The organism is Clostridium isatidis, assembly GCF_002285495.1.
In the GTDB taxonomy this organism is placed as follows: Bacteria; Bacillota; Clostridia; order Clostridiales; family Clostridiaceae; genus Clostridium; species Clostridium isatidis.
The window spans coordinates 2,455,028-2,476,579 of record NZ_CP016786.1; the positions used below are offsets into that span (position 1 = coordinate 2,455,028).

The window sequence follows — 21,552 nt, forward strand, 5'->3', positions numbered from 1 at the left end:
CTCTTAATCATGCATTTTTTATTTTAACCATACTTTTCTTATATTATTCAAAAACTGTAACTCCTAAAAATATTAATAGATAACTTACCTGCTTCAAGTAAGATACTTTTTAATTAAAAAACAAAAAAAGCTGTCCGCCTTTATTTGAACAACTTCAATAAAAAAAGAAAAGTGCCCAGCACTTTTCTTATAAAAACATATTCCAAGATTTTCAGCCCCCTGAAAATCCTCCTAAACTGTGAACTGTTAAAAAATTGCTCTTCCAGGAATTATTAATTTCATACCTTCTTTAATTTCTACATCCTCATCTAAATCATTAAGCTTTATAAGGTCTGCAACTGTAGTATTATATTCCTTTGCTAATTCCCAAAGAGTATCATTTTCTCCTACTACATATATTGTGATTGATGCTTTCTTTTCTTTTTCCTCGATTTCTCCCCCTACTACATCTGCTACTGTTTCTATTGTTTTATTGCAATATATCTTAATTGTTAATCCAACTGTTGCTCTAACTGATATAGAGTTTCCTTCTATAACTGTATCTAAATTTTCTAAAGAACTTTTTACAACAGATTTTAATTTATTATTTGAATCTTTTATATCTACATATGTAGAAAATGGTACTTCTGTATTTAATATTCCATAATTTAATTCTTCATCTAAAACCTTATAAATAATACAGATTTTTATTAATCCTTCAATTTTTAATCTATCATCTTCTATATTTTTATCTAAAATATAAGGATGAGCTGAAGTACATACAATTTCTTCTATTCTTCCTTCCTCATTATTTAGCTTAATATTATCTTTAACCATTATATCTGTATTCATAATTGAAAGGATGTCTCCAAAATTCTTTTCTTCTCTCTTTATCTCAATGTTAGAAGTTGGAGAATATGCATCTTTTATCATTTCAACTTTTTCATTTGTATATACCTTAACTTTTCCTCTAATCATAAATTCAATATTTATTACCCTGCTTTCTCCTAAATCATCTAGTTCTACATTATAATTATAATCTCTTACTTTTAAATCTATAGAAGGTATCATATCTTGAGTTGTTCCAGGCATTTCTTCTTCCTTTGAAAGATAAATATCATCCTCTAAATGTACTAACTCATTATTTTCTCTAGATTTATACAGTACTATAATTTTGCAATAACATCCTACATAAAACTTATCTTCTACTAATTTTATTTCTTTCTTATGAATATTCATATCACATTTTAATATCTCATCTATTTCTGGCTTGTCCATAGTTACTTTCAACATAGTTTTACCTAATAAATCTACGTCCTTTTCACCTTTTATACCTGTTAATTCTTCTTCTTTTTTTAATGTTTGAATATCTTCTTTTCCTTCAATATCCTTAACACATTCGAATTCTCCATTTTTAAATACTTGCCACTTTAATGTAATCACACCATTAATTCCAACTTTTCTCTCATTCATCCAATTAGCTTCAATATGTTCTATTTCGCACTCAACATCGACCCATGTATTATTTTCATCATTATTAAGATCTAAATAATTTGCAAACTTATCTGTAAATATAACAGACTGTATTTTATTTGTAGGGTGTTCTAAAACTGCATCATCTTTTGGAAGGTAAAAAACAATATAATTTAAATTCCCTTCCACCATTACTTTATCACCAAGTATTTCTTTATTAGTGATATTTGCTGTAGCATCTACCCCCAATACTTCTTTCATATCAGGATATTGTGAATCTCTTATTAAATACTCTCCCTTTAGTACATGATTTGTTGAATTTTCCCTAAGTAATTGTTCATAGTGAACTATCTCTTTAATTGTATCTATTTGTGACATATAATCCCTCCCACATATTAACCTACTATTAAATATATTCTAACTGTATACATTTATTCATCTATTGTGAGAAAGTTTCTTCAATATAATCGTCAAACTTCTTCTAAATAATAAAGTTTTGTCGAATTATAAATATTTTTCTAAAATTTTTATATATTTTTTTAAAATTAATGTTGACAACAATAAAAATATGTCGTATTATAATTATGGTTATTGACCATATAACCTCTCATAAATTCTCAATACCCTTTTATACCATAGTTGAAAGATGGAAACCCACCATCTTTCTTTTTTTATTATTTTTTAAATTAAAAAAGAGCTTCTTACCTGAAGCTCTTTTTATAAAGAAAAATCTAACTGCACTGTCTTAGTTAAAACGTCTGAATAACTGTATGATACTGTTCTTTGATCTTCACTGTCTAATCTTACTACAAAAATGCTTGGATGTGCACTTTCAATAATTCCATTATTTATTAGTACTTTCTTTCTTCCGCCATTTGCCTTTAAAGTAACTTTGTCTCCTACATGGTCTTGTATGTTTCTCTTTATGCTTGCGATAGTTTTCATATTTTCCACATAAGCACCTTCTTTCTTGATTTTATTATACACTATTTTCCGCCTTCCGTCAAATGAAACAAATATTTTATCACTACAGGAATGGGTTGTCAATATATTTTTTAATTTTTCTCAATTACACACATTTGTTATTATATCTATTTTAATTTTTTTTATGCATTTTTTACTTATATATAATTTTCTAATAAATATAAATCTTTAGTAATAATAAAAAGCATGAAACAATTTTAATCAACAATCTAAAATAGACAATTAAGAAACTAATTCAACTTTAGCTGAACTTTTTCCTTAATTGTCCATTGTATGATTTCTTTGAAATCTATTAAAATTACTTATATATATGGTGATCTTGGATATCCTTCTCTATATTTTCCTCTGGTTTGAAGACCTCCTATTCCCTTTATACCAGTAATTGTATTGTTTATTACATCAGTAATAGATATAATCTTATCTATTCTTGTATAAGCTATTTTTTCGCATACCAAAACTGGATCTAAGCAATGTATTAGTACTCTACTTGGAGAACTAGCAAAATTTGCTCCTGCATCTAACATGCATTCATAACAACTTTGACATGCTCCAGCAAAAATTACTAATTCATCATAACTGGAATTGTAGTCTCTTAAAGCTCTAACAGCTTCTATATAATACCTTGAATTTCTATAATTATTTAAATCTAAATAATCATTTGTATTCCTTTGTATACTATCATGTCCCGTTAAAACTACAATATCAGGCTTTATCTCCCTGACTAGATCCACTATAATCTCTGGCTGCTTCTTCTCTTCTATAGCAAAACCAACTGCATCTAGAGATAATTGCTTATAAACTTTAAGACACATTTCTAAATATTCGCTATCTCCATCTACATGAAGTATTTTTCCTGGTCTGCCAAAAATTAAATCCTTATTTTCCTTTAATTTTTGGCTTTTACTCCCACGAGATGCATTATCTACAACTTCACTAGCTAAGCTATCTCCTCTTAAAGAAATTGCTCTTTTTATGGCAGCATTAACTCTGCTATTTAATATTTTTTCTTTTTTACCAACATATCTATCACTTACTTTTTCTAAATCATCACTTCTAGAATCAGCTATAATTCTTATACTAATTCCTTTTAATACATAAATATCATTACCATCCTCGTCTTTTTTAATATCTATTATTTTAAATGTAATATCTTTATCATAAGATTTTCTAACTACTAAATCGCCTATCTCCATTTTTTCCCTCTAGTTTATTGTTTATTTCATATTATGTTTTATTTTTAATATTTGTACATAAAAAAAGTGCCTATAGCACTTTTTTTAATCTATATTATATTTATTTTTGAAGTAATCTAAAAATTTTAGCATATTATCTTGTTCTGCAATTATTGTCTCTATTTTATTACCAAAGGCATTTTGTCCCCAATTAACCTCATTATAGTAATATCTATTTGCAAGTCTCCAATATCTTTGTGGAAATTGTAAAAAAGCATATAATACCTTATATTCACAATCTAATAAAGGAGAGACTTCATTATAAGATTCTAATATAGTATCTGCAAATTCAGGATTCCACTCAACTCTTTTTAAAACCTTTATCATAAAGTTAGATATATCAAAAGTTCTTATTTCTCGCTTACAATAATCAAAATCTATAATATGATAGTTATTATCTTTATCTATCACAATATTATGGTAAGTATAATCGTGATGGCAAAAGCTTTTTTCTTTTTCTGCTAATACACATAATTCTTCATATTTGGACCCTTCTAAAGTTTCTAATGCCTTTCTACCTAACTCCTTATAAAATTCCATAGATTTTATATAAAGCAAATCAAAATTACTCTTATTATTTTTCTTTCTAACCATATCTCTCATTTTGTCGAGAGACTTTATTCTTTTATTCATAAGGTGAGTCCATCTTCCTAAATCACTCTTCAGCTTTGAATTTTCTGGTGGATCGTATCCCTTTGAAGCCTCATGTAATTCTGCAAGAGTCCTTGCTGCCACTTTAACCTCATCAAGATTATGAAAATCACACTCTCTTCCTTCTATCCATTCAGAAAGTGTATATAAATCTTCATTTACCATAGCATATGGTTCTCCATCTATGTTTAAAAAATACCTGTCCACATTCTTGAAACCATTTTTTATTAAATGTTCTTTAGCTCCATAAACAAATAATAATTTCTGTGGCCCATAATTTATCTTTTTTAAACACCTCTCTCCCTTATTACTTTTTACATAGTATATGCCTTTACTTGGTTTTATAGTTTCAATTTTAATATTAAATTGTCTTTCTATTTCAAATTCTCTCATCATAATGCCCACCTCCCTTTATATTTATATGATTATATCTATTCTTTTATTAACATTTTATTCCTCAATTTAATATAATAAATTAAAAATGATGTGAAAGGATGCGTCATGAAAATAGGAATAGATGGTAGAGCTGCAAAATGGTATAGAGGCACAGGTATTGGAACTTATACTTATCAGCTTATCAATAGTCTAAATAAAATTGATAGAATAAATGATTACCTTGTTTTTTTGCCTGAAAATACAGCTCTAGATTTAGGAGATAACTTCCATATTCAATCAGTAAAGGCCAATTCAGATTCAAATTTTTGGGATGAAGTTAAAGTTGAAAATAGTTTTTATAATAAAAATTTAGATATATATCATGTTCCTCAAAATGGAGTTGGACTTTCAAAAAACTTAGACTGCTATAAAACTATTACATTACATGATATAATTCCCTTGAGGATGCCTGAAACTGTTAGCAATAGTTATCTGAATATATTTAATAATGAAATACCTAAAATATTAGATAATTGTGATGGAATTATAACTGTTTCTGAATTTTCTAAACAAGATATTGCAAAGGGTTTTAATTTTCCTTTAAATAAAATTTTTGTAACCCATCTTGCTGCTGAAGATATATATAGGCCTTTAAATAAGAAAAAATGTAAAGAAATCATAAAAAAAGAATATGGTATTAAAGAAGAGTTTATTCTGTATGTTGGCGGTTTTAGTCCAAGAAAGAATATAACAGGTCTTATTGAAGCCTATTCATTACTTTCTAAAAATAGACGTAAAAATTTAAAGCTTATTATAACAGGAAGAAAGGGTATTTCTTATGAAATATACAAAAATCGTGCAATAAGACTTAATGTTGAAAATGATGTAATCTTTACAGATTTTATCCCTCTTGAAAAATTACCAATTTTCTATAATGCTTCAAGTTTGTTAGCTTATCCTTCCTTTTATGAGGGGTTTGGGCTTCCACCTCTAGAAGCAATGGCCTGTGGAACTCCAGTAATAGCTTCTAATGTTACCTCTTTACCTGAAATTTGTGGTGACTCTGCTTTATTGATTGATCCCCATAATATTAATGAATTATCTAATTCAATAGAGAAGGTTTTAGTTGATCAAAATCTAAGAGATAAATTAATATTAAAAGGCTTGGAGAAAAGCTCAAGCTATTCCTGGAATATTACTGCAAAAGGAACTTTAGAAGCTTACAAAAATATTATAAAATACTAAATAAAAAAATATAGGGAAGTTTTTAATTCTTCCCTATATTTTTATTTATTATTAATAAAAATAGTCCTTCATTTCTTTAATAAAATCTTTTAAAAACTCTGCTCTATAAACATCTTTATTAAGTTTATCTTCTAATCTGCTTTCAAAAACTTCATAATCCCAAAGCTTTTCTTTATAATAATAACCAATAGATATATTATAAAAGTCCCTTGGAAAATTAAAAATGGTATAAATTAACTTTATTTCTTCTTTATCTAATTCATTTACTGAGTTATAAGCATCTATAATAGACTTAAATTTTTTCATTTCATAGCAGTTATTTTTTATTGCCTTTAATGAAAAATTAGCAATATCAATAGCTCTAGTATCAATTTTACAATAATCAAAATCTATTATTTTTACTTTGTCTCCATCAATTATAAAATTATGATTAGCTAAATCATTATGACATAACACTATTTTATCAATATCCTTTAATAATGAACTATAATTAGTTAAAGCTAATAGTTCTTGTGTCTTTTTTATTTGATCTATATACTTGTCCGCATTTTCAATAAAAAGCTCATCAAATCTATTTCTATACCTAAATCTTTTAACAAAGATTTTTATATTTTTTAATTCCTCCTCTGCTTTTTTATAGGCCTCTGCTAAATTATCTCCTATATTTTCTTTAACTAAATCTATACTTAAATTTTCACCTATTCCTTTTGATGCCTTATGCATATTTGCAATAGCTTTAGAGCATATTTCAATTTCTAAAGGATTTGTAAAGGTTGCTTCTCTACCTTCTATCATATCTAATATAACATAAGTATTTTCATGAAAATAATGAGCAATTTTTCCATCTTTGCCTCTATGATAGTTCAATACATCTTCGTAATTTTTTTGTATATATTTTAAAGCATCATCAATAAAATTAATTCTCTTTTCTTTAGAATCTGTCATCTTAAGAATTTTCTTTCCATTACTTGTTATTAAAACAAAAACTTTTCTTAATGGTATTATCTCTTTAATCTCAATTGATAATGTTTTTAAAAATTCTTCGCTTAAATCATATTTACATAATGTTTCCCTGTCTATATATCTAAATTTATTCATTATATCCCCTCCCATTAGTAATTGAATATTTATTATCTAAAATTTCAGCCTTATAAATAAGCTCTAATATATCCTCTTCTCTCAAATCATATTTCCCCTCTATATACCTTTTAAAAACCTTCAACTGTTCATTTGGATAATTACTAAGTCCCTCTAAGTATTTTCTACTAGTTTCTTTTAATCCTTCCTTTACAATGTAATAATCTATTATTTCTTGAAAAGAAATATCTATATCCTTTCTTTTTATTCTTTTTATAAGAGAATATATATCATGCTCCTTTATGTTATATGTCATATATTTTATTGTTCCAACTATAATTTTATTATCTTCTAGCACTAAGTTACTTTCATCAACCCTGCCTAAGCAAATTTCATAATTACTCATACTTCTTTCAATTATTTCTCTATAATCTTTTAATGCAATATGCTTTAACGAAATTTGAGCCTTATATAAAATTTCTTTTTCTTTGCTTTTTATATAATCATCTATCTTATTTGAGTTTTTCTTATTTTGAAGATTTTTTATATATCTCTCAACTAATATTACTTGAGATTTATACTCCTCTAATTCTTTTCCAATAGAGGCTCTAATTCTAGGCAATAAATTTTCTTTATAAGCTCCAACACTTCTTTGAAAATAAATTATATTATCTATTTGCCTAAAAACATCTTCTTTATTTTCTATTTTATAAGAAGTTAACTTACACTCTTTAACAATTATATTTTTTCTTTCAAGATATTCTTTTAACTCAAAAACATTAATTTTAATCACCTCTATTAAAAAAAGTTATCTAAAAATATTTCTCTATTGTTTCTATCATTCAAATACTTTTTAATTTTCTTAACAAAAAAATCTTCTCCCCAAGGCTGTTGCTCCCAATAATATTGAAGTCCTATTTGCCAAAATCCTTGAGGAAATCTCATAAATGCAATTATTAATCTTAATTCCTCGTCCCTTACTGGGTAAATTTTTTGATAATTATCAATTACTAAATCTGATATTTCTCTATTCCAATTTCCATCCTTCATACTTCTAATTAATAAAGAAGCAAGATCATGTATATGACTATCTAATATACAATAATCAAAATCAATTACATTAATTTCTCCATTTTTATCTATTAATAAGTTATGATGAGCAAAATCATGATGGCAAAATCCTCTTTTGAAAACTTCCTTATCCATAACTTTGAAATAATTATTCTCTTTTAATTCACTTATAGATTTTTTTCCCCTTTCTAACTCTTCATTTATTGCACTTAAATATATTTCATCAAATTCTGATCTATAAGCCTTTTGAAATATTCTTTTTTTAAAATCTAGTATCTCCTCACATCTTGTTTCAAAGGTTCTTATCCAAGTGTACCAATATATTCTTGCTTTCATATGTTTATTTAAAATAAAACCTTTACTACACTCATGTAATTCAGCTAATTTTCTTGCTGCCATTGCAAGATCATCTAAATTTTTATAATTACATGTTCTTGAATCTATCCATCTATTTATATAGGCATATTTATCTCCAAGTTTTATATATCCTTCACCATTTTTTGTTTTTATTATTTCTGGTATATTTCTAAAGGATTTTTTATTTAAATGGCTTATAGCAGAAAAAATAAAATAAAAATGAGGAAATTGATATTTAATAATTTTAATACCATAATTCCCCTCTTTTGTTTCAATTTTATAGCTATTTTTAATTTTTTCTATGTTATATATACCTAAAGAATAGTTTTTTTCAATTTCTTCTTTTATATATTCTGTATTCATGTATTTCTCCTAATGACTTGTTCTATGCCATTATATGAAAAAAACTTATATTTTGTTTATGTTAGAAAATAAATATTAATAATAATTTGTTATATATATTTCAAAATATAATATTTATAATATATAGGATATTTTTAGGAGGATTAAAATGAAGATATCAATTGATGCTAGAGGAGCAAATTTATATAATGGAACTGGTATAGGAACTTATACTGAAAATCTAATTCGAGAATTATTAGAAATAGACAAAAATAATAGTTATTTATTATTTTGGGTTGGTGATAATTATGAAAAATTTAAAAGACCAAATAGCAAAATAATATTAACTGCAAGAAAACATGGCGGATTTTATGAAAATTATTATTTTCCAAACTTTATAAATAAATATAATATTGATTTACATCATATACCTCAAAACGGAATTGGCTACTGCGAAAATTATAGTAATAATTGTGTTGTTACTATACATGATTTAATTCCTTATGTTTTACCTGAAACTACTGGAAGAGGTTATTTGGAAAAATTCTTAAGAAAAATGCCTTCTATAGTTTCTAATGCTAAAGGGATTCTAACAGTATCTGAATACTCAAAAAAAGATATTCTTAAATTCTTCAATCATATTCCTGAAGACAAAATTTTTGTTACTCCTTTAGCTGCAAATTCTACCTTTAAACCTATGAATAAAAATCATTGTCAAAAGCTAATACATGATAGATTTAATTTCAATAATCCCTATATATTATACATAGGTGGTTTTAGTCCTCGTAAAAATGCTAGGGAATTAATTTTAGCTTTTAATGATATTTATAAAGATTTAAAAGAACCTTATACTCTAGTGTTAGCAGGTTCAATTAAAGATGAAGGAGCAAAACTTGTTGAATTGAAAGAAACTCTACCTTCAAAGGATAGTATCATCTTTACTGGCTTTATAGAAGATTCTTTGCTTCCTATTTTATATAACGGCTCAGAAGCCTTTGTTTATCCCTCTCTTTATGAAGGATTTGGACTTCCACCATTAGAAGCTATGAGCTGCAAAACACCTGTCATCACTTCTAATGCTACTTCCATTCCAGAAGTAACAGGAGATGCTTGTATTTTAATTAATCCATATAATAGAGAAGAATTAAAAAATCAACTTGTAAATTTATTAAATAATGAGGATTTAAAATTAGAACTTGCTGACAAGGGCTATAAAAGAAGTTTAGAATTTTCATGGAAAGAAACAGCAAGAAAGACTTTAGATGCCTATATAAAAATATCACAGATGTAATGGATTTTCAGATTTTCTGAAAATCCTTTTTATTTTATAAGTTATTATTTTACAATATTGATTATTAATTAATTGTTTTTGATTTTTTATTGAAATTAGAATATAATTTTTTTAATGGAGTACTAAAATATTATTTCAAAAAAGGTGATTAAATGAATTTAGATAGCTTAAATTATTTTTATGAAGTTGCTAAAGCTAAAAGCATTTCAAATGTTGCTAAGAATTTTCATATATCTCAGTCTGCTTTAAGCCAACAGATTGCAAAACTTGAAAATTACTTAGGTATCAAATTGTTTAACAGAAATAATAAAGGTGTTACCTTAACTAGTGAAGGTGAAATCTTATTTAAATATTCAGAAACAATTATTAGCATTTTAAACAGGATGCGTCAAGAACTATATAATTCTATTAACGAAAAAAAATCAGTAAATATAGATTGTATTGAACCATTAAGTTATAAAATATTATCTAGTACATTACCTAAATTAAAAAATAAATTTCCCACATATAAAATGAACTTAAATATAATATCAGATTCTCATATTAATAAGGGAGATATTTCATTAGGCTATAAAAAACCTTTAAAAGAAGAAGGAATAATTACAAAATTAATTGGCTATGATGAAATTATATTAATTGCTAATATAAACTTTAATAAAGATTCTATCAGCATTGAAGAATTATTTGAATTACCTCTAATATTAATTGATGATAAAAACACTCTAGATAATACTATTTTAGATAGATTAAATTCTACGGCAAATGATTTCAAAAAATTCAATATAATATTTTCAACTAATTCCTTTTTGGCTGCAGTTAACGGCGTAATAAATAGTGATGCTTTAACTTTTATACCAAAAACTATTTATAAGGACTTTAACGAGCCCTTGATAAAGAAAATAAAAATAGAAAACTTTTCTGCTTCATTGCCAGTATATATTAGTTATTTAGAGTCTTATTATCAAATAAATTCAGATTTTGTGAAATCCTTTAAAAATACAATAAAAAAACACCTTAATAATTAGTGTGAAATTTGGAGTTTGGAGCGAAGATCAGATATCAATTTTCAGATTCCAAATAAAAATAAAGGTAGTTAATTTTATCAACTACCTTTATGATTTTAATTTATAATGAAAATCTTACTTAAATGACACTTGAAAACTATTTAATATGTTCTTATCAAGATCCACTCTGCTAATTCTTTTAAAACCTTCTTGTATTTATTCTCTGGTAATCTATTTATTCCTTTAAAACATTTTTCTATATATTTATTAGCTAATTCTTTAGCCATTTCAATTCCTTTATTTTCTTCAACTATTTTTATTATTTTTTCTACATCTTCATCAGTATAAAATTCCTTTTCCATTATCTCTGAAAAAGCATTTTTATTATTTCTATAAGCATATATAAAAGGTATTGTATAAATTCCTTGCTTTAAATCATTAGCAGCTGATTTTTTTATACTTTCATCATTACCTTCATAATCTAATATATCATCAATTATTTGAAAAGCCATCCCTAAATTATGTCCAATATTTTTTAGTTCCCTACTTACTTTCTTATCAGCATTACATTCTGCTGCACCTAAAAATAATGAAATTGAAAATAATTCTGCAGTCTTTCCAGATATTCTAGTTAAATAATCTTTAACTGACAGCTTAGTTGAAAATCTTGAATTTAACTGATCAACTTCTCCTATACAAATTCTTGTCATAGCGTTAGAATCAATTTCTAAAGCTCTTAAAGATGAGTGAGTAGCTAAAATTTTAAAACAGCAGCAAAACAAATAATCTCCAATATAAACTGCATAGTCCTTTCCATACTTGGATTGAATTGTTAACTTTCCTCTTCTAAGCTTAGATTCATCAATTACATCATCATGAACTAAAGTTGCCATATGTAGCATTTCTATAACAGCAGCAGTTGGTACTGATTTTTCTCTATCTCCATCTCCAAACTTTGATCCTATTAAAACAAAGGCAGGTCTTAATAGTTTTCCTCCTGATTCTATTAAATCTAAGATAGAATTTTCAATTTTTTTATCCTTACATTTAGTATATTTTTTCATAAGAGCAACTACTTCTTTAAGCTCATTTTTTATTTCAGGATAGTTGTTCCAAATCTTATTCATTATATTCCACCTTCTTAGTGATACTCTAAATTGTGCTTTAACACTTTTAATACTCTTTAAACATAGGTAATTTTGTTAAATGATTTACTGCAAAATTTGCAGCTATACCTACAAAAATTCCTGTTCCTATTCCTATAAATGATAATATAGGTAAATACAACATCACTCCTATATTCTTAACAATTAATGATGCAACCGCTAACTGTCCAACATTATGAAATATAGCACCTGCTGAGCTGACTCCTACAATGCTTACCTTTTCCTTAAATATATCTTTTACTAATATCATAGAAATAAAACTTAATATTCCCCCAGCTGCACTATACATAAATGCAGATATACTTCCTCCAAACATAGTTGCCAAAGTAATCCTTAATAATATAACTAAAAATGCATCTCTCTTTTTATCCAATGTGTACAATGCAATTACAGTAATTAAATTTGCTAATCCAAGCTTTGCTCCAGGAGTGAAAAATGGAACGGGTATCATTCTTTCAATTATATGGAGTACTAATGCTTGTGCCACTAATAATCCAATGTATACAATTCTGCTAGTTTTCCTCATGAATCCCCCTTAATATGATAATATAATATCATCATCACTAATTCCTTTTATTTCTATCATAACTTTATGTGGAAGACATACTAGACTTTCACCCGCTTTTTCAATATATGGAGGGTTCATACATACCTTATCCGGACAATCTGCATCTATTATTCCAATTGTATTATCTTTAATAAGTACAGTATTATATCCATGTTCCGTTTCTATATTTATTATTTCTTCACCTTTATGTTCTGATAAAGGTATAGTTTTATAGAGCTCTCCTGCTATTGTTATTTCTGCATATGTATTTTTTAATCCCTTTCCTACTGAAGCACCAAGTATTATTTCCGGTAAAAAGGAAAGTAACATTAACACACCTATAATAACAAAATCTAATTTTTTAAACATTTTTATCTCCATGATGTTATTTTAATATTTTATAAGGTAGAGTAAACTACTCTACCTTATATTTTAACATTATCACTATATTCTTCTCAATTGTAATTTATTTATATACTGGTTTTCTTTTACCATGCCAGAAATTATCTGCAAGCTTAGTAATCCATGGAATTACCCAATAATCTAATCCTAAAGTTCTTCCTGCTCCACCCATTAAAGCAATTGCTCCGAAGAAGTACCATAGTATGTCCCAACCAGCCATTGCACATAATATAAAGTTAACAACCATTCCAGCCGATACAGCACTTGCTATGAATGTAAATAATCCAGCTATTAAAGCAAGACCCATTCCTATTTCAATACATACAACTATTCTTTGGAACCATACTGCTACTTCTGGATTTGGCATCATAAATTCCATTATTGCAGAATACCAACCTGGCATTTTGCTAATAATTGGAGTTGCCCATTCAGTTGCTGTTTCTGCTGCTTGTGAAGCACTTGATGCTGCATCTGCTGCTGCACTTGCACCTGAAGTTCCGTTTTGTAACCATTCAAATGGCATTTTTACATTACCAGCCTTAATCCAGCTATCAGCACCAATCTTAATTTTACTAAAGAAACCTGTACCGTCAAAATTCCACATTGATTCCCAAACAGTAGTGCCTACTAATTTTTCTAATCCTTCAATTAACCATAGAACACCTATATAAATTCTAAGTGGTACTAACCATAATCTGTTAGCCTTAGATGATAAATGACCTCTTACAAAGGATCTCTTATGTTCCATATTAAAGAATTCATGTTGTAAATAGTTATAGCATGCATTTATATTGTTTACTCCCCATAGGTAGTGTAAATTAACTAAATGTTTCATTAACATTGCAAAGAAACCTGATAACTTCACTCCCATTAAGTTAGCAACGCAGTATCTTCCTCCAATAGAAACCATAAATCCATGATATTTTCCTTGGAATTTAACCATTTCTTTATTTTCTATTGAAGCAATTATATTCTCAACAACTGTATCTGCAGTTTGAATAGCAGCTTCAACTATTTGAGGAGTTCCCTTACCTTTTTCTTCTTCAAAATAAGCCATATCTCCAACTACAAATACATTTTCCTTACCAACAGCTTGCATATATTCGTTTGTTTGTAATCTTCCTGCTCTTGCTGTTTCTAAACCATATTCTTTTGATTCTTGGTTAGCTTGGATACCACAAGTCCATATTAATGTATTAGTTTTTATTCTAGTTCCATCTTTTAAAATTACTTCATTCTTAGTAACTTCAACTATAGGAGAATTCTTTAAAATTTCCATTCCATGTTTAGCCATGTATCTTTCAGCCTTATCAGCTTGATCTCTGTCTAACATGTTTAGTATTGTTCCCATAGCTTCAACAACTTTTAAAGTTACTTCGCTTTCATCAACATTGTACTTTCTTGCTAATACAGTTTTCCACTCTAAAAGTTCTCCAGCCATTTCTATACCAGTAAAACCTGAACCTGCTACTATAAATGTTAGCATTTCTTTTCTCTTATTAGCATCTTTTTCTATGCTTGCTTTAGCAAACATTTCTTGAATATGTTCTCTTATTCTTATTGCGTCTTCAAAAGACCATAGAGTAAATCCATTTTCTTTTACCCCTGGAACGCCGAAGAATGCTGGTTCACTACCTGTACCTATAACTAGGTAATCATAATCATATTTTCCATTAGTTGTAGTAATTAATTTCTTATCAGTATCAACTTTTTCTATATAATCTATAACTACATTAACTTTTGTTTTACCAAAAATTTTAACTAATTCTACTTGTACTGATTCAGGGTGAACTCTTCCTCCCGCAACTTCATGTAATTCTGTCATTAAAGTATGATATGGATGCTTATCAATAAGTGTTATTTCCACATCATTATTCTTCTTATATTTCTTTGCTAATTTTTTAGCAGTTTGAACACCACCGTATCCAGCTCCAAGAACAACTATCTTATTCTTTGACATGTTGTACACCTCGTCCCTTCATAAAAAATAATTCATAAATCGCATATTTTATTCTATATATAATATTATCATATGTCCATATAAAATAGTTATTTATTTTGTCGATTTTTTAACGATAATTTTTTATCAATTTTTCTTTCAAATGTTTGAAAATGGCTTATTAAAGCCACTTATTCCTACATTCTATTATTTACAGCAATAAGTTTTTCTTATAAGGTATAAGTTTTTTGAATATCAAAAGCAAATTTATATGTGTATAATTAGTCTGTAAATAATTCCATTTACGAAAAGATGCAAATATAATACTAAAATGAAAGAGAAGAGCGGATGCAGCCCAAAGGAAGCTTATCCAGCTAGAAACTGCTAAATAGCATTATTTAGTTTAGGACTTTAGGTTTTTGCCCTAAAGTCTTTTATTTTTATCATATTATTCTTTATAATATAAATAGTAAATCTTATAGGAGGATGCTAAAATGAAAAAATACTTAAATTACTTTTGCTTAACTATTTCATTAATCTTTTCTTTTGCATTACTTAGTGGTTGTACAAATAATTCACAATCCAGTGAAGCAAATAACGAACCTATTGAAAAAAGTGAAATCTTAATGGGTACAGTAATTAGTGTAAAAATTTATGATAGTAATGATGAAGCAATATTAGATGATGTTTTTAATAAAGTAAGAGAATTAGAAAGCAAATTATCAATCAATGATGAAGGAACATTAATAGATAAAATAAATGAAGCTTCTGGTATAAATCCTGTTGAAATTGATGAAGATACATATTATCTTTTAGAAAAAGGATTAGAATATGGTAATATATCTGATGGTCGTTTTGATATTACAATAGGACCATTAGTAAAGCTTTGGAGTATAGGATTAGAAGGTCAAAAATTACCTACACAAGAAGAAATTGATGCAAAACTTCCACTTATCAATTATAATGACTTGATTTTAAACGATAAAGAAAAAACAGCCTTTCTTAAGAGAAAAGAAATGATAATTGATCTTGGCGGTATTGCAAAGGGTTATACAGCTGACGTAATTTCAGAAATGTTATCTGAAAGAGGAGTTAATAGTGCTATAATAAATCTTGGTGGAAACATTCTTGCAAAAGGAAAGAATACAAACGGAAATCTTTGGAAAATAGGAATACAAAATCCAACTTCTGAACGTGGCGATACAGTTGGAATTATAAAAATTGAAAATAAATCTGTTGTTACTTCTGGAATTTACGAAAGATATTTTGAAGAAAATGGAGTAAGATATCATCATTTATTAGATCCAAAAACCGGCTATCCTTATGAAAATAACATTGCCGGTATAACTATAGTAAGTGATAAATCTATCGATGGTGATGCTTTATCAACTTCTGTTTTTGCAATGGGAATAGAAGAAGGCTTAAAATTTGTAAATTCAAGAGATGACATAGATGCAATCTTTGTAACTACAGATAATAAGATTTATTTAAGTGATGGAATTAAAGATAATTTTGAATTAAGTAATGAAGACTTTACAATAGCAAACTAATAACTCAGTTAGTAGTTTGGAATATGAAGTTTATGACAAAACTAAAAGAAGCTAGAAATTTTCTAGCTTCTTTTAGTTTTGTCATATTGATTATTTTACTCCTCTAATTGAAGATTTACTGTCTTCTTTTCACCATTCCTTATTAATTCTATAGATACAGTATCACCTGCCGATTTTGAATCCCTAATCTCTCTTAATTCATCAAAAGTTTTCACTCTTTTATTATCAAATTTTATTATTAAATCACCATTTTGTATTCCTGCTTTTTCTGCAGGTGAAAATTCTGACACTGAAACTATATAAAGTCCTTCTTCCATGTCAAATTGTTTAGCTAAATCTTCATTAATTTCTCTTATTGTGATTCCTAGCTTTAAAATAGGCTTTGATAAAGATTCAATTCTATCTTTAACTTCATTGATCGGAATCGCAAATCCAATTCCTTCCACTTCACTATCAGCAATTTTTAAGGTGTTAATTCCTACAACTTCTCCCTTTGTATTAATAAGAGGTCCTCCGCTATTACCAGGGTTAATTGCTGCATCTGTTTGAATTAAATTAACCTTTACTCCTGTACTTGTTTCTACTTTTCTGTTCACTGCACTTACCATACCACCTGTTACAGTTTGATTAAATTCTTTTGATAAAGGTGTTCCTATTGCTAATACTTCTTCTCCTGGCTGCAATACTGATGAATCTCCTAGCTCTACAACTCCAGGAACCTCTACTGTATCGTCCTTTATTTTAAGCATTGCAACATCTTGATTTTGGTCATAATTTACAACTTTTGCGGCTACATCTCTACCATCTGATAAAGTAACCACAACTTCTTGGGCTCCTTCAACAACATGATAATTAGTTAATATATACCCTTCTTCATTGATGATAAATCCTGAGCCAATTCCAGAAACTTCTTTAGGAAGAATTCCACTATAATCAATAACTCCATTTACAGATACAACAACAACTGCAGGAGCTACTTTTTGAAATGCCTCACTTGCTGTAAGGGCTCCTTCTGTTTCTCTGAAACTTTGAGGATTTAAAGTAATAGTTGTAGTTTGATTAATACCTTTCTCCTTCAATAAATAATAAGTACCATAGCCACCAATAGCACCACCAATAATTGCTCCAATCAGCATAATTGCTACTGCTCCAAATATTCCTCTTCTTCTTTTCCTATTTTTATTGCCATTTTGATAAATATACTCATTATTATTGCTATCTTTCATTACAAAATTAACATCATATACCTTGTCATCATCCATATTAAATACCTCCAAATAATTTGCATATTATTTCTATAATTTAATATAGCACCTCATTATGACAATTATATGACACATTTAAAATATATATTTTATTTTTTCATTCTTTCTATTTCATTTGCTTTTTTAATAACTTGTCTTATTCCATTTATTACTGAATCTTTTTCAGTAATTGATAGAAAATTGCTTTCTGTATTAACTTCATAAAGCTTCGTTAATTCCTCATCCCCTAAGGATTTTAATTCTACCTGATTATTTTTTGCTATTAAATAATAAGGTTTTCCGCTAAAAACTCCAGCTTCCTGACTGCTGTTGTTACCACTTGTAATATTGCTTATTTCATTATATACTGCCTTTGTATAACTTGTCTTTGTCCTATGAGCTTTAAACTCTTTTAAATCCTCTTCTTCTAAAGAATTTTCAAATTCCTCTACCTTACAATCAATATCTAGTTTATCAATTATAGAAGTTAATCCAATATAAGATCCAGCCTTTTCTATACCTCTTCTAATCTTTTCTAAAGTCATTTCCTTTAAAAAGTCTTCAGAATTTATTTCATTTTCAACCAAGGGATTTATTAATACTACTCCAGCAACTAAATCTGGATAAGCTTTTGCAAATTCAGTTAAAACAAGACTGCCATACTCTTCTCCTACTAATATATATGGATAAGGTGCTGCTGCTTTTCTTAGTAATACTCTTAAATCTTCTGCTTGCTCCTTAATAGTTCTATTTGATCCTCCATCACTAAATCCATAACCTCTTCGGTTATACACAAAGGTTGAAACATCATCATAATTTGTAGTTAAATCTTCAATTACTAAATCCCATTGATTTAAATTGGCTCCTATATTCCCATCAAAAATTACTGTATAATCCCCTCCATCTCCATCTATCAAATAATCTAATCTTTTATCATCAACTCTAATATAATCTACTCTTTCTTTAAGAGTTTCCTTTGAAATAAAATTAGTTATTCTTTGATAAACAAAACCTATGAGAAGTAAGATAATAAATATAGTCAATACCTGTTTAAAAACTTCTTTTGAGCTTTTTTTACTTCTCATATTAACCTTATGTACTCCGTTTGAATATGGTAAAAGTTTCATTTAATCTATCCCCCCCACTAACCTAAAGTTTTAAATTAGGCTTTGCGTTAAGATTAAAAGGACTCACTTTACCCTTCATTAAATTAAAATATGCAGCACTTCCTATCATTGCAGCATTGTCTGTACATAATACTGGTGAAGGAAAAAGTACCTTTATTCCTTCTTTTCCTGCTACATCTATTAATGTTTTTCTTAATGACGAATTAGAAGCTACACCACCTGCTATTGCTATTTTATTAACGCCTTTTTCTTTACAAGTTTTTAATACATTTTGTGTTAAAACATCAATCACAGCCTTTTGGAAAGAAGCTGCTACATCAGCTTTATTTATTTCTATATCCTTCATCTTACATTGATTCAAATAATTTAGAACTGAAGACTTAAGTCCACTAAAAGAAAAATCTAAAGAATCATCATGAAAATTTGCCCTTGGAAATTTAATTGCATCTTCATTTCCTTCTTTAGCCAACTTATCTATTTTGGGTCCTCCTGGATATCCAAGACCAATAGCTCTAGCTACCTTATCATAAGCTTCACCTGCTGCATCATCTCTAGTTTGACCTATAACTTCATATTCTCCATAATCCTTAACATAGACAATAAAAGTATGCCCCCCTGATACTACAAGTGATACAAAAGGTGGTTTTAAATCTTTATGTTCTATATAATTAGCTGATATGTGTCCTTCAATATGATTTACTCCAACTAAAGGCTTCTTTGATGAATATGCAAGTCCTTTCCCATATTGCAGACCAACCAAAAGGGCACCAACTAATCCTGGGCCATATGTAACTCCAATTGCATCTATATCTTTTAAACTAACTCCTGCTTTTTCTAATGCTTCCTTAACTACCTTATCAATTACTTCAATATGAATTCTTGAAGCTACTTCTGGTACAACTCCCCCATATACTTTATGTGTTTCTATTTGAGTTGCAATTATATTAGATAATACTTCTCTTCCGTTCTTTACTACAGCTGCAGCAGTTTCATCACAACTAGATTCTATTGATAATATTAATTTATCTTCCATAATTCTCCTCTTCCATATAACTATTTTTTATTTTATATTTTTTTGATAAAATATCTATAATACAATATAAAAAATTATTTATTATTAGTCTATTTGTTATTATATAATGAATGAAAAAAATATTCATTATATTTTATTAGAATTAATGGATTATTAAGGATTTACTAAGGTTTCTAAAGGAGTTTTTAATGAATATTTACGCAAAAGTTATAGTACCTGGATCACCAATTTCTAAATCTAATTTTAAATTACATAATAAGGATGGCAGAGCTATTCTTCCATATAATACGGGTAAGTCCTATGACAAATATGCTCTTTATGAGGAAGAAATAGCTTATCATGCAAGGTTGCAAAACCCAAATGTTGTTTTAGAGGAAGCCTTAATAGCTGTTTTAAAAGTTTACTATAAAAGTGAAAAAAGGCATCCTGATACTGCTAATATAACTAAAAGTATTTTTGATGGGGTTGAAAAAAGCGGTTTAATAGTAAATGATGCTCAAATTACTAAAATTATTACTGAGGAATATTACGATAAGGTAAACCCTCGATTTGAATTAGAATTTTTTGCAGAGAGCGAATTTACTCTTTCCTATTCTATTATTAAAAAAGATATCCCTAGTGATAAAAAAATATACACTTCTTTAAAAAAGAATATTAAAAATAAAATAAATTCTTCTGCTAAAAAAATCCCTAAGAAAAAGGCTGACTCTGAGGATTTAAATATAGGCAGCAAAAATAACACTTGCCATTTCTGCCAAAAAGAATTCTCTAAGGAAGATTTACTTAGCGCTGATAATGGAAAAACTATTTTTTGCAGAAATTGTTTTAGGAGGATGTTTTGAGTAAGAAAACTATAGTACTACTAGGTGATAGTTTAACTTATGGATATGGTGTCCATAAAAAAGAAAGCTGGGCTTATAAGTTGAATTACATTGAAAATCTTAATGTAATAAATAAAGGTGTTAATGGAAGCACTACTACAGATATGTTAAATAGATTTACAAAAGATGTTATTAATTTAAATCCTGATATAATATTTATTATGGGTGGAACAAATGATGTTTTATCTAATAAGAATTTATCCTTTGCAATAAATAATATAAGGCTTATGATTAAGGAAGGATTAACAATAACAAAGAATATTATTATTGGAATTCCACCAACTGTTTATAAAACAAATAACTCATATTTTATAAGCTTTGAAACTTATGACTATGTCTTTGAAAACCTAAAAAAATTACGCTTAGATTTAATAAATTTATGCGAAGAACTTAAAGTAAGCTATATAGATTTCTTTACAGAAACTAGTTTAAGTGAATATTATAATGATATTTTCATTGATGGAGTTCACTTAAATGCTTTAGGAAATAATTTAATATACGAAAAAATACTAACTACAATAATGTAGAATGAAGGAGGATTTTCAGCTGCTGAAAATCCTCCTTCATTCTACATTCTAAATT

20 protein-coding genes are annotated in these 21,552 nt (G+C 27.5%); 6 read left to right on the forward strand and 14 right to left on the reverse strand.

The features are described 5' to 3' along the window. Positions 1 to 246: 246 nt before the first annotated feature. The 4 genes from BEN51_RS11605 to BEN51_RS11620 all read right to left on the reverse strand — a co-directional run bounded on the left by BEN51_RS11605 (position 247) and on the right by BEN51_RS11620 (position 4,715). Positions 247 to 1,830 (reverse strand): DUF3794 and LysM peptidoglycan-binding domain-containing protein, encoded by a 1,584-nt coding sequence (locus BEN51_RS11605; RefSeq protein WP_119866210.1) that lies wholly within the window; start codon positions 1,828 to 1,830, stop codon positions 247 to 249. A gap of 339 nt (positions 1,831 to 2,169) precedes the next feature. Continuing rightward, positions 2,170 to 2,406 carry a Veg family protein gene (locus tag BEN51_RS11610; RefSeq protein ID WP_119866626.1) on the reverse strand — a complete coding sequence of 79 codons (237 nt, stop codon included), beginning with the start codon at positions 2,404 to 2,406 and terminating at the stop codon, positions 2,170 to 2,172. A 332-nt stretch (positions 2,407 to 2,738) separates the two neighbouring features. Further along, entirely contained in the window at positions 2,739 to 3,629 is an 891-nt protein-coding gene (yabG, locus tag BEN51_RS11615) for a sporulation peptidase YabG (protein ID WP_119866211.1), read from the reverse strand. A gap of 84 nt (positions 3,630 to 3,713) precedes the next feature. After that, complete coding sequence (locus BEN51_RS11620; protein ID WP_119866212.1) at positions 3,714 to 4,715, reverse strand: CotS family spore coat protein; 1,002 nt, start codon at positions 4,713 to 4,715, stop codon at positions 3,714 to 3,716. A gap of 105 nt (positions 4,716 to 4,820) precedes the next feature. Here BEN51_RS11620 and BEN51_RS11625 point away from each other — a divergent pair, with 105 nt between their 5' ends. Further along, positions 4,821 to 5,939 (forward strand): glycosyltransferase family 4 protein, encoded by a 1,119-nt coding sequence (locus BEN51_RS11625; protein ID WP_119866213.1) that lies wholly within the window; start codon positions 4,821 to 4,823, stop codon positions 5,937 to 5,939. A gap of 51 nt (positions 5,940 to 5,990) precedes the next feature. Here BEN51_RS11625 and BEN51_RS11630 read toward each other — a convergent pair whose 3' ends face one another. From BEN51_RS11630 to BEN51_RS11640, 3 genes are read right to left on the reverse strand one after another with little or no spacing between them, the layout of a single operon-like run. Continuing rightward, positions 5,991 to 7,037 (reverse strand): CotS family spore coat protein, encoded by a 1,047-nt coding sequence (locus tag BEN51_RS11630; protein WP_119866214.1) that lies wholly within the window; start codon positions 7,035 to 7,037, stop codon positions 5,991 to 5,993. Continuing rightward, positions 7,030 to 7,809 carry a hypothetical protein gene (locus tag BEN51_RS11635; RefSeq protein WP_236906215.1) on the reverse strand — a complete coding sequence of 260 codons (780 nt, stop codon included), beginning with the start codon at positions 7,807 to 7,809 and terminating at the stop codon, positions 7,030 to 7,032. Before BEN51_RS11635 ends, BEN51_RS11630 begins: the two co-directional genes overlap by 8 nt. Positions 7,810 to 7,814: 5 nt before the next feature. Further along, positions 7,815 to 8,807 carry a CotS family spore coat protein gene (locus BEN51_RS11640; RefSeq protein ID WP_119866215.1) on the reverse strand — a complete coding sequence of 331 codons (993 nt, stop codon included), beginning with the start codon at positions 8,805 to 8,807 and terminating at the stop codon, positions 7,815 to 7,817. 148 nt (positions 8,808 to 8,955) lie between these two features. Between BEN51_RS11640 and BEN51_RS11645 the strand changes: the two genes are divergently transcribed. Both BEN51_RS11645 and BEN51_RS11650 read left to right on the forward strand, forming a co-directional pair. Continuing rightward, complete coding sequence (locus BEN51_RS11645; RefSeq protein WP_119866216.1) at positions 8,956 to 10,077, forward strand: glycosyltransferase family 4 protein; 1,122 nt, start codon at positions 8,956 to 8,958, stop codon at positions 10,075 to 10,077. Between the two features lie 152 nt (positions 10,078 to 10,229). After that, positions 10,230 to 11,102: a LysR family transcriptional regulator gene (locus BEN51_RS11650; RefSeq protein WP_119866217.1), complete on the forward strand. Its 873-nt coding sequence runs from the start codon at positions 10,230 to 10,232 to the stop codon at positions 11,100 to 11,102. 140 nt (positions 11,103 to 11,242) lie between these two features. On the opposite strand, the gene BEN51_RS11655 is transcribed toward BEN51_RS11650, so the two are convergent. The 4 genes from BEN51_RS11655 to BEN51_RS11670 form a co-directional block, all read right to left on the reverse strand. Continuing rightward, positions 11,243 to 12,208 (reverse strand): polyprenyl synthetase family protein, encoded by a 966-nt coding sequence (locus tag BEN51_RS11655; protein WP_119866218.1) that lies wholly within the window; start codon positions 12,206 to 12,208, stop codon positions 11,243 to 11,245. A 46-nt stretch (positions 12,209 to 12,254) separates the two neighbouring features. Beyond that, complete coding sequence (locus BEN51_RS11660) at positions 12,255 to 12,773, reverse strand: Gx transporter family protein (RefSeq protein ID WP_119866219.1); 519 nt, start codon at positions 12,771 to 12,773, stop codon at positions 12,255 to 12,257. Between the two features lie 9 nt (positions 12,774 to 12,782). Further along, positions 12,783 to 13,163 (reverse strand): NusG domain II-containing protein, encoded by a 381-nt coding sequence (locus BEN51_RS11665; RefSeq protein WP_119866220.1) that lies wholly within the window; start codon positions 13,161 to 13,163, stop codon positions 12,783 to 12,785. 97 nt (positions 13,164 to 13,260) lie between these two features. Then, positions 13,261 to 15,156 (reverse strand): FAD-dependent oxidoreductase, encoded by a 1,896-nt coding sequence (locus tag BEN51_RS11670; RefSeq protein WP_119866221.1) that lies wholly within the window; start codon positions 15,154 to 15,156, stop codon positions 13,261 to 13,263. Positions 15,157 to 15,629: 473 nt separating this feature from the next. On the opposite strand from BEN51_RS11670, the gene BEN51_RS11675 reads away from it, so the two are divergent. Beyond that, positions 15,630 to 16,685 (forward strand): FAD:protein FMN transferase, encoded by a 1,056-nt coding sequence (locus BEN51_RS11675; protein WP_119866222.1) that lies wholly within the window; start codon positions 15,630 to 15,632, stop codon positions 16,683 to 16,685. A 95-nt stretch (positions 16,686 to 16,780) separates the two neighbouring features. Here the strand turns inward: BEN51_RS11675 and BEN51_RS11680 are convergent, their stop codons facing one another. From BEN51_RS11680 to tsaD, 3 genes are all read right to left on the reverse strand, one after another. After that, on the reverse strand, positions 16,781 to 17,947 hold the full coding sequence (locus BEN51_RS11680; protein ID WP_119866223.1) for a S1C family serine protease: 1,167 nt from the start codon (positions 17,945 to 17,947) through the stop codon (positions 16,781 to 16,783). A 92-nt stretch (positions 17,948 to 18,039) separates the two neighbouring features. Continuing rightward, a complete protein-coding gene (locus tag BEN51_RS11685) occupies positions 18,040 to 19,056 on the reverse strand; it encodes an alpha/beta fold hydrolase (RefSeq protein WP_119866224.1) in 1,017 nt (338 codons plus the stop codon). Between the two features lie 22 nt (positions 19,057 to 19,078). Further along, entirely contained in the window at positions 19,079 to 20,089 is a 1,011-nt protein-coding gene (tsaD, locus tag BEN51_RS11690) for a tRNA (adenosine(37)-N6)-threonylcarbamoyltransferase complex transferase subunit TsaD (protein ID WP_119866225.1), read from the reverse strand. A gap of 188 nt (positions 20,090 to 20,277) precedes the next feature. On the opposite strand from tsaD, the gene BEN51_RS11695 reads away from it, so the two are divergent. After that, positions 20,278 to 20,931 carry a RusA family crossover junction endodeoxyribonuclease gene (locus BEN51_RS11695; protein ID WP_119866226.1) on the forward strand — a complete coding sequence of 218 codons (654 nt, stop codon included), beginning with the start codon at positions 20,278 to 20,280 and terminating at the stop codon, positions 20,929 to 20,931. Further along, positions 20,928 to 21,497, forward strand: a complete 570-nt coding sequence (locus tag BEN51_RS11700; protein ID WP_119866227.1) for a GDSL-type esterase/lipase family protein — start codon at positions 20,928 to 20,930, stop codon at positions 21,495 to 21,497. The genes BEN51_RS11695 and BEN51_RS11700 overlap by 4 nt, the downstream gene beginning before the upstream one ends. Positions 21,498 to 21,552 lie beyond the last annotated feature (55 nt).